Annotated in this window: 9 protein-coding genes and 1 pseudogene; 8 read left to right on the top strand and 2 right to left on the bottom strand. The window is 31.2% G+C overall.

Features of this window, described 5'->3' with window-relative positions:
- On the bottom strand, positions 1-768 hold a 768-nt coding region (locus ACIQ56_RS10640), incomplete at its 3' end, for a hypothetical protein (RefSeq protein ID WP_397601039.1).
- A 23-nt stretch (positions 769-791) separates the two neighbouring features.
- Positions 792-2,033 (bottom strand): FecR domain-containing protein, encoded by a 1,242-nt coding sequence (locus tag ACIQ56_RS10635; protein ID WP_397601038.1) that lies wholly within the window; start codon positions 2,031-2,033, stop codon positions 792-794.
- An 18-nt stretch (positions 2,034-2,051) separates the two neighbouring features.
- Here ACIQ56_RS10635 and ACIQ56_RS10630 point away from each other — a divergent pair, with 18 nt between their 5' ends.
- The 8 genes and pseudogenes from ACIQ56_RS10630 to ACIQ56_RS10595 all read left to right on the top strand — a co-directional run bounded on the left by ACIQ56_RS10630 (position 2,052) and on the right by ACIQ56_RS10595 (position 9,334).
- Positions 2,052-2,447, top strand: coding sequence for a ribonuclease P protein component (locus ACIQ56_RS10630; protein WP_397601037.1), 396 nt, complete (start codon positions 2,052-2,054; stop codon positions 2,445-2,447).
- Positions 2,444-2,677, top strand: a complete 234-nt coding sequence (gene yidD, locus ACIQ56_RS10625) for a membrane protein insertion efficiency factor YidD (protein WP_397601036.1) — start codon at positions 2,444-2,446, stop codon at positions 2,675-2,677. The genes ACIQ56_RS10630 and yidD overlap by 4 nt, the downstream gene beginning before the upstream one ends.
- Positions 2,678-2,709: 32 nt before the next feature.
- Positions 2,710-4,434, top strand: coding sequence for a membrane protein insertase YidC (gene yidC, locus ACIQ56_RS10620; protein WP_397601035.1), 1,725 nt, complete (start codon positions 2,710-2,712; stop codon positions 4,432-4,434).
- Between the two features lie 99 nt (positions 4,435-4,533).
- Positions 4,534-5,661 (top strand): protein jag, encoded by a 1,128-nt coding sequence (locus ACIQ56_RS10615; RefSeq protein WP_397601034.1) that lies wholly within the window; start codon positions 4,534-4,536, stop codon positions 5,659-5,661.
- 92 nt (positions 5,662-5,753) lie between these two features.
- Positions 5,754-7,241: a tRNA uridine-5-carboxymethylaminomethyl(34) synthesis GTPase MnmE gene (mnmE, locus tag ACIQ56_RS10610; protein WP_397601033.1), complete on the top strand. Its 1,488-nt coding sequence runs from the start codon at positions 5,754-5,756 to the stop codon at positions 7,239-7,241.
- 137 nt (positions 7,242-7,378) lie between these two features.
- Positions 7,379-7,765, top strand: a complete 387-nt coding sequence (locus tag ACIQ56_RS10605; protein WP_397601032.1) for a hypothetical protein — start codon at positions 7,379-7,381, stop codon at positions 7,763-7,765.
- Positions 7,766-7,851: 86 nt separating this feature from the next.
- Positions 7,852-8,166 carry a hypothetical protein gene (locus tag ACIQ56_RS10600; RefSeq protein WP_397601031.1) on the top strand — a complete coding sequence of 105 codons (315 nt, stop codon included), beginning with the start codon at positions 7,852-7,854 and terminating at the stop codon, positions 8,164-8,166.
- A gap of 121 nt (positions 8,167-8,287) precedes the next feature.
- A pseudogene (locus ACIQ56_RS10595) lies at positions 8,288-9,334 on the top strand (NAD(P)-dependent alcohol dehydrogenase).
- Positions 9,335-9,523 lie beyond the last annotated feature (189 nt).

Raw genomic sequence — 9,523 nt, 5'->3', positions numbered from 1 at the left:
TCCAATATCATCACTATGAGGTACTAATAAAGAAACAACAGCCATAATTTTTTTTGAGTCAAACTTTTTCTCTGAATTGATTTCTTTTAAAATAAAGATAAAGTCATTATATTTTTCGATAAAACTAATAAACGACTCTAATCTCCAAGATAAAAGAGATAAAGGATCGGACTGTAATTGATTTAGATAATTAAAAATTGATGTTTTTATGTATGGAAATTCATCTAAAAAGAACTCGTTGTTTTCTAAAATAAAATCATCATAATTATTTTTATCATTTGAGGTTAATTTTGCAATTTTACTTCTTGAAATTTCTCTTATTTTTTCAACTGTTTCAGTTGGATATATGGCCATTCCAGTTAAATAATCTTCTTCTTGTTCCGAACAAAAAATTCTTTTTACAAAGTCATGAGCAAAAATTTCTTCCAAAATATTTTCTTCATATAAAGTCTCTTTTTTTTCAACAGAAACTTCTTGCAAAATTAAATCCGCTGTAATAGCAAGCCAGTTTTTTATAAAATTATGATTTACACCAGACAATCTAGACATTTCTTTTATACTGAATTCTAAGCTAGTTTTTGAAAATAAACTAAAACCAAAATGTCTATATGAGTATGCAACTTCAATGGCTAAGAAATCTTTTTGAAGAGGTGAAACAGATTCATCTTGTGAATTTAAATTAAGAGATGCTTTTAAAATTTCAATTATTCTTGAATTTTTTTCTATGGACTTTAAATGAATGTTTGCATCTTTAATAATTGTCTTCATACTTATTTTTTTTCCTGTTACTGTTAAGGTAAACTTGGACTATTTACATTAATATTAACTGTTTTTTGTGTTTGTGATGATGTTACTGTCTGTATAATTGTGTTGATTTGTCTGTTTATTAAATTTGTAATATCGGTAACCTGTTGTAATGAATTTTTGATTGGATCAATATCGCCATAACTTGTTGGCCTAACAGAAATATTTCCTTGGGTAACAAGTAAATCGTTTAAATTTGAATTTGTGCTAATAACCGTGCTTGTTCCATCGGGATTAAATATTTGTTTCCTTTGGTCTGTTACAGCAGAATTAATTTCCGCAGTCCCAGAAGAGGTTCCTACTGTCTTTTGATCTCCTGAAGACCCATTTGGAGTTGTAGAGCCAGATTCATTTCCTTGTTTCCCTTTGCCTTCATTATTTTGTTGCTGATTATTGTTTTGTTGGTTCTTATTTTTAATTTTTGATTCATTTTGTTTAAAGTTTGGATCTACCGCTGCTGCATCTGCATTTAACTTATTTAAAACTGCAGGTGGGACAGGTTTAGGAACAGTTGGCGACTTATTGCCTACAACTTCGGTAAATAAATTTGCTGGAACCACAACAGATTTGCTTGGATCTGCAATGCTTGTTACTTGCACAGTTCCTGTAGTAACAACAATTTGTGTATTTCCTGGTACAGAAGCATCAATAAAACCGCTTGTCCCACGTATTCCCATTACGGAGTTTGAGGTTTTAAATTTGGCGTCGGTTTTTCCTGTTCCAGAATCTGCTTCTTCTTGAGGCTTGACAAAAAAACGTACTTTCCCTTTAACGATATCAATCGCTGTTTTAACATCATTTACGTTTTCTGCTTTGGCTTTCATTTTAAATTCTGCTAATTTAATGCGTGCATTTTGAAATACCATTAAATTGCTTCCATCATTAAACGTGATTTTGAGCGCCGTTTTGTCATAGGTTACAAGTTCATCTGTTTCTTGTAAGACAAAATCCTTTTCAGCTGTTAAGGTTTTGCCAGAACGGACAACTTCAACTTTACCAATTACGTTAGTTAGTTTGCCAATACCTTCAGAAGTTTGAGCAAAACAGGAGAAAGGAAAAACAAATGTTGCAAAGCAAAGGGACAGTAATATAAGCCTTAATAGTTTGAAGAAAGCATATCTTCGATTTTGGGTGTATATGTTTGCAACCATATTTTTCCTTTGAATCGGATGAATGACTATATTTAGAGCATAACCAGTATCCTGCTTTAAATGTGAAATTAGTGCCAAAAAGGACGACACCTTAAAATGATAATTCCCTCTTTTTATCCTGTTTCTAAAATAACAAATTTTGCTGAATTTTATTCAAATGCATCAAAATATAGGACAACTTATTTTCTAACTTACATGTCTTTTAAAAAAACAGAAGATGAAAAAGGCTCATTAAATTTTGCTGTTGTTACCTCAAAAAAAGGAGTTCATAAAAGAGCTGTAAAAAGAAATAGGGCAAGAAGACGGTTAAAATATGCTTTTATGCATTATATAAAAACAGCTCATTTTCCTTTAGGTATTGATATTCAGGTTCTATTTATGGCAAATAGAAGTGTATTAGAAGCAACTTGGGAAGATCTTCTTGCCGCTGTTCAAAATGCGATGCAAAAAGTCCTATCAAGAGGCTGTTCAAATTTGGAAGCAAAGCAATGAGTCTAAAAAAATGGAACGATTCTGTTGTTCTTTTGTTCGTTTTCTTGATCAAGCTTTATAAGCAGTGTATTTCTCCAGCACTTGGCTCACGATGTCGGTTTTATCCAAGTTGTTCTCAATACAGTTTGGAAGTATTTCAAAAGTATGGCGTAATAAAAGGTTTTGGCAAAACAACTGTCCGAATTTGCAAGTGCCATCCTTTTCATAGAGGCGGAGTTGATCTCCCTTAAAGTTTTAACAAAGTAATGAACGGGATTTTGAAGTGAAAAAAGAAACAATTGGTTTTATGTTAGGTTTGTTCGTTTTATTTGGTGGGTATTATGCTATTAACTATCATTATGCTCAAAAACAACAACAAGAAATGAATGAACGTCAAAATAATCTAAAAGCAACTCAACCCAAAAACCATACTTCACCAAATGAATCTATGGCACCAAAACCTCAAGCGACGACAATTATCGCTTCTTCTGTTGAAAACCAGACTCAAGCGATACCAGCTCCTGAAAAGGAAGTGGCATTACAACCTCTAACTGTTGCAAATCCTTCGGATTTAATTATAAAAAAATCTTATGCAACATTTGAATTCACCCCAATGGGTGGTTGTCTTGGAAACAATAGTTTAGCAGGTGAAAAGCTTGCTTATGACGACCCCTCTCCCGTATCTGTTGTTCAAAATTATTATATTTGTAAAGCTTATGGCTTCCGTATAGGGACTCTAGATCTTCGTGAGCAGCCTGCAGGTATTTCTAAAACCCCACAAGGTGATTTGCAAATTGTGCAAAGAGCTGGTGGTCTTGAGATCACAAGAGTTTTTAAATTTTCAGATAAAAATTACAGTGGTGATTTGCAAATTGTCATTAAAAATATTTCACAGTCTCCTCAAAACACCAATGTTGATTTTGAGTTAGGAGCTACCTCAGACAATAAAAATCATGGTGGTATGTTTTCTTCCGTTCCTCCGCAATACCATTCTGCAGCGGTTCGATTGCCAGATGGAAAAGTTTTAAGAGAATTTACTCCATTTGATGAATCCGCAGGTCCTAAAGCTCTTTTAAATGAATCTGGAAGTTTTTTTAGTTGGATGACCGCCGACTCTCTATACTGGATGAATACCGTAATGCCATTAAATCAAATGCCTGTTGGCTTTGAAATTATGCGTACAGGGTTTAATTATGGCAAAGATGCTCTTTCACAAGTAGATCAAACTGGTTATCAAGCTTGGGTAAAACAACCTGTTAATCTCGCTATTGGTCAGTCTGTCGTTTATAATTATAAAATTTATATTGGCCCTAAAAATGAAACAATTTTAAAAGATTTTGATCAATATCATTTAAGTGAAGCAATTGACTACGGTTTCTTTAAAATTATTGCTCGTCCTATGTATCATATCATTTATTTTATTCATGGACTTGTTAATAACTGGGGTATTGCAATTATAATCTTAACAATTTTAATTAATATTATCTTTTTGCCACTCCAAATTAAAGGTTACGCTTCGGCTCAAAAGCTACAAGTTATTCAACCTCAAATGAAAGCATTACAGGAAAAATATAAAGAAGATAAGCAAGCTCTACAAAGAGAAACAATGGCATTAATGTCAAAAAGTGGTGTAAACCCTTTAAGCGGATGTTTGCCATTATTGCCACAAATTCCCGTATTTTTTGCGCTAGATTCTTGCTTGAGACATACTTTTGATTTACGTCAATCTCCTTTTTTCTTTTGGATAAAAGACCTAACTCAACATGATCCTTATTTTGTTTTACCTATTCTTATGGCATTTTTAATGATTGGTTATCAAAAAATGATGCCAATGCCTTCAATGGATCCGACTCAAGCTAAGATGATGAAATTTCTTCCTATTCTTTTTTCTGTATTCATGGTTTTCTATCCGTCGGGATTAGCTCTTTATGTAATAACGAATACCCTCATCTCAATGATTAGGCAGGCGTTCCTGACACGTCATTACAAGAAAGCTTCTGCAAAATAAAGTAAACTTAATCTAAGGGTCTTTTATAAGACCCAATCATGACCTCATTTTATTTTCATAATCTGGGGTTGTTAATATAATCCAAAATATGGAGTTTTCATGGATAAAAGGCAATTTACGGGAAAGACTCTAGAGGAGGCTTTATCTGAAGCTGCTAAGTCTTTTTCAACAAATAAGGATTTGCTTTGTTATAATGTAATTCAACAACCTTCTACTGGATTGTTTTCTAGGCTGTTTTCTCGCTCCATTCGTATTGAGGCATGGGTCGAAACTGTAAAAGAAGATCTCCAAGCTGCTGCAAGAGAAGTTGTGCGACAAACCTTAGTAAAAAGTAACTCTTCTAAACCCAATCTTTCTCCCGTAACAAATACGAAAAAAGACTCTAAAGAAACAGCTATAAAAAAAGAGTCCTATCAAATTCAACAAAATGAAAAACAAAGTCATTCTTTAAAAAGACAAACAACTCGTCCTGATACACAAATAAATCGTTCCATTTTAAATATGGAAAGCGCAGGCGTTGAAGAATTATTTGATCATTATAATAAATTATTTTTTGCTGCATTTGGTATTTCTCAAGATAATATAGAAACAATTATTCATGATAATGAAACTGTTGTTCGTGTATCCGATCCCGAAATTGAAAAATATTTGAGCAAAAGTGACAAATTATCTTTAGCTTTTGAACATGTATTTAAAAGAGTAGCTCAAAAAAAATTAGGAGATATTTCATCAAGAATCACTCTTGATGCAGGCGAGTCTTCTGAAAAACGAGAAGAACGTCTCATTGGGATGGCTCGTACTTTAGCTGATAAAGTGAAAAAAACGGGTAAAAGTGTTATTTTATCTTCAAAAAGTAGCCAAGAGCGTAGGGTGATTCACCTTGCTCTTGATGGTTTTGTTGGTGTTGCTACTCGAAGTGTGGGCACTGGTGATAAAAGACGTCTTGTTATTTATTCAACTGAAAAAAAACAAAATCATAAAGTTCAAAATTTAGCTCAACAAAATAATAATACGAACAAAGCTCCCTCAATGGATAAAAATGATTCCAATTCTTCTGTTCCAACAAAATTTAAAAAGAGACCACATAAAAAGAGAAATAATCAAAACATAGTAACTAAACAAAATAGAGAACGAGTGGGTGCTTTTTCTTATAATGATTCTTCTGATGAAGAAGAATTAAAAAATGTTAATGTGAAAAAAAATGCAGTCCTAAATAAAGAAAATTAATTATATTTTCTTTTAAAACCTTGCTATTTATATACAAAAAGCAAGGTTTAAATTTTTTTAATTATATACTTAAAATAAAAAGGAATTATGGTTTGAGTTCAAATTTTGATCCAATTTTTGCTTTAGCTTCACCATCTTACAGAAGTGCAATTCATTTGCATAGAATATCTGGAAGAAATTTATTTGAAATAATATCAAAATATGTATATAAACCTACGAGTCAAAATGAAAATTTAAATATTGATTTATTATTGCAAAAATCTAATGGTAAAGCTTTTACTCATTATGTTTATTTAAAAGATCAAAATTTAAATTTAATTGATGATGTTATGATTACTTTTTTTCCTGCTCCTAAAAGTTATACTGGGGAAGATGTCATAGAGGTAGGAGTCCATGGAAATCCTTTAATATCAGCTAAATTACAAAGTTTATTGCGTTCTATTGGAATGCGTGATGCGGAACCGGGCGAATTTACCCAAAGAGCGGTATTAAATGGAAAAATGGATTTAGCCCAAGCAGAAGGGATTAATCAGCTTATTCATACGGAAACATTAGGTGGAATACAGCTTGTTCGAAATACAGTTGAAGGTGTTTTATCTAAAGAAACAGAAATGATTCGCGATCAATTAATATCGATATTGTCATACTTAGAAGCCCATATTGACTTTGCACCTGATGAGGTTGGTGATTACAATCCTTCTTCACTTTTACCTCAAATGGAAGAAGCAAAATCTAAATTAGAGGCGCTATTAAGCACCTACACAACTGGGCTTAAAATAAGAGAAGGAGTAAAAGTCGCTCTTTTAGGCAAACCTAATGCAGGTAAATCTAGTTTATATAATGCATTATTACGTTATGAAAGAGCAATTGTTACAAATATCCCTGGCACCACTCGTGATGTTCTTGAGGATAGATTAGTAATAAAAAATAAAGATTTTGTTTTGATAGATACTGCTGGTATTCGAAATACAACCGATACAGTTGAAAAAATAGGTGTAGAACGGAGTTTAAAAACAGCAAGTATTGCAGATATTATTTGTTTTATTATAAATCTTGAAAACGTTGAATTTGAAAAAGTTTCTGACTTCATTAAGTTTGAAATAAAAACTTTTTTAAGTGAGGCTAAAATAAATCAAGACCAAAAAATATTAGTTGTTATTAGTAAAAAAGATCTTTTAAATGAAAAAGTAATTACAAATATTCAGAGTATATATGAATCTTGTATTTCTGAATTTAAAAAAGAACCTCTTGGCTTATGTTTAAATTCAAGTATCGTTGTTACTTCTATAGATAATACAGAGTTATTATCCAAGTATCTTGTAATTTTGCATGAAGAATTGACAGGGATGTTGACCAAAAATGAAAATCCAGCATTAATTTCTATGAGACAAAAAAATAAAGTAGAAATTGCAATTAAATGTATTGATGATGCTATAAATTTAATTAAGCAAAGAGATTTTCCTGAAAAAATTTCATCAATTATCAATCACGCAAGACAATCTCTTCAGGAGATTGTCGGTGAAATTCATTTAGACAATGTTCTTGAAAAAATATTTTCAACTTTTTGTATTGGTAAATAAGCGATAAACTAGTTTATTTTTTTATCATTTTAATAGCTTACCAATAGCGTATTTGTTTAAATTATTTTAATTTGATTTTTTTTATTAAAAAAGATATCTTTATAAAGAGCTATCAATTTAAATTTGGGAATATAATAATGTTTTTTAAAATATTACTTTATATAATAATTTTTGTTACTTATACAAAAGCTTATTCTAATAAATTAGTATTACATATTTGTGCCAATGACTTGAGATTAGAAGATTCTAGTAAATCAAATACAAATGTTAGTATTGATGTGTTAAAAATTGCGATAAATAACTTTAAACAAAAAGTTGATGTTGATTTTAAATTTGAATTTATGCCCTGGAATAGATGCTTTTCAATGCTTCAAAAGGGTGAAATGGATGCAGCGTTAAATGCATCTTATAAAACAGATAGAGCATTATTTCTTGACTACCCTCCAGACTCTGGACCAAAAGAAAAAAACCTTGTTCTTCTCTTTATAAGGTTGCTTGTTCTGGTTACGTTATCATTACTTTAAAATCGAATCGATTTGAATACAAAGGAGATCCCAAACAACTTCCAAGACCGGTTCGGGTCTCTAGGGGATATTCCATTGTCAATGAATTGGAGTCTGTTTTTCAAAACGATTTGGAAGTCAGTAAAAGTGATACCATAAATATTCAAAAACTCCTTCGTGATAAAGAAGGAAGTGTGATCACACATTTTGCTTATTTATTAGATTTAAAGAAATTTCAAAAAATTTCAAATGAAATAAAAATACATAAAAAATTCTATGTACAAAAATCATATTATGTTCCTTTTTCTAAAAAATCGAAACTTTCTGATAAAGATAAATTATTATTTTGGAATGAAATAAAAAATGTTTTTAATAATAAAGAGCTTATTTCGGGATTGATTTCTAAATATTATTCTCAATAATAACTCATTTTAATTTTTCTCAAATAAAAATAATAAAAATTCTTTTCTTTGATGAAGGAATGGAATAATGCTATTTTTTTAAATAGAATTATAAACATATTTTTATTTAAGGAGATAAATTATGTCATTAATAGAAGCTTATGCTGCTTTTAAATCGAACGAACCACTACGTAGATTTCAATTTCAAAATAGAAAAACAGGCAATTATGATGTGCAAATTGAAATACATTATAGTGGAGTTTGTCACTCCGATATTCATACCGCTAGAAATGAATGGGGTGGATCTATTTATCCCGTTGTTCCTGGTCATGAAATTGTTGGCAAAGTAACTGAAGTAGGATCTTCCGTAACAAAGTTCAAGGTGGGTGATTCTGTCGGTGTTGGGTGCATGGTAGATTCTTGTCGCAATTGTTTTTCATGTAAAAATGGAACGGAACAATACTGTGATAATGGCTGTACGTTTACTTATAATAGCAAACTAAAAGGTTCTGAAACACAAACTTATGGCGGATATGCAAAACAAATTGTAGTGACAGAAGATTTTGTTTTGAAAATTCCTGAGAATTTACCTTTAGATAAAGCGGCACCTCTTTTATGCGCAGGAGTAACAACGTATTCTCCAATGCGTCAATGGAATGTAAAACAAGGGGATCAGGTTGCCATTATTGGGCTTGGTGGATTAGGCCATATGGCTGTTAAGTTAGCCGTAGCAATGGGTGCTGAAGTAACCGTAATAAGTCCGTTCGGATCATAAAAATCAGATTCTTCTAAGTTAGGTGCGAAACATTATATCAATACTTCGGAACCAGAAATGCTAGCTCAAAATGCAAATAAATTTGATTTTATTTTGAATACTGTTTCATCCGATCTTGATTTAAGCCCTTTTTTAAATTTATTAAAACTAGATTCAACAATGGTTCAGGTCGGAGCTCCTGAAAAACCCAATTCATTAAACATATTTCCCCTCATTTTTCGGAGAAGAAGGTTTGCAGGATCCTTGATTGGTGGCATAAAGGAAACACAAGAAATGCTTGATTTTTGTGGTAAACATAATATTTCATCTGAAATTGAATTGATATCCATGGAAAAAATAAATGAAGCGTATGATCGTGTTGTAAAAGGAGATGTCCGATATCGTTTTGTCATAGATATGAAATCTTTTAAATAAATCAATTGTCATTATCTGAATTTTATTTAGGGAATCTTTATTTTATTATTATTTTTCATTTTAAAAATTTTATGATAAGTATGATCTTCCCCCAATTTTATAGACACAATTAACCGACCTTTTTCATTGGTCTAGTTATTTCAAATATAACTGGAGACAGATATCCATTCGACGAATGCTTTCTAACAC

This window comes from Silvanigrella sp. (assembly GCF_044369315.1).
GTDB lineage: Bacteria > Bdellovibrionota_B > Oligoflexia > Silvanigrellales > Silvanigrellaceae > Silvanigrella.
This window is presented reverse-complemented; position numbering and strand designations above follow the sequence as displayed.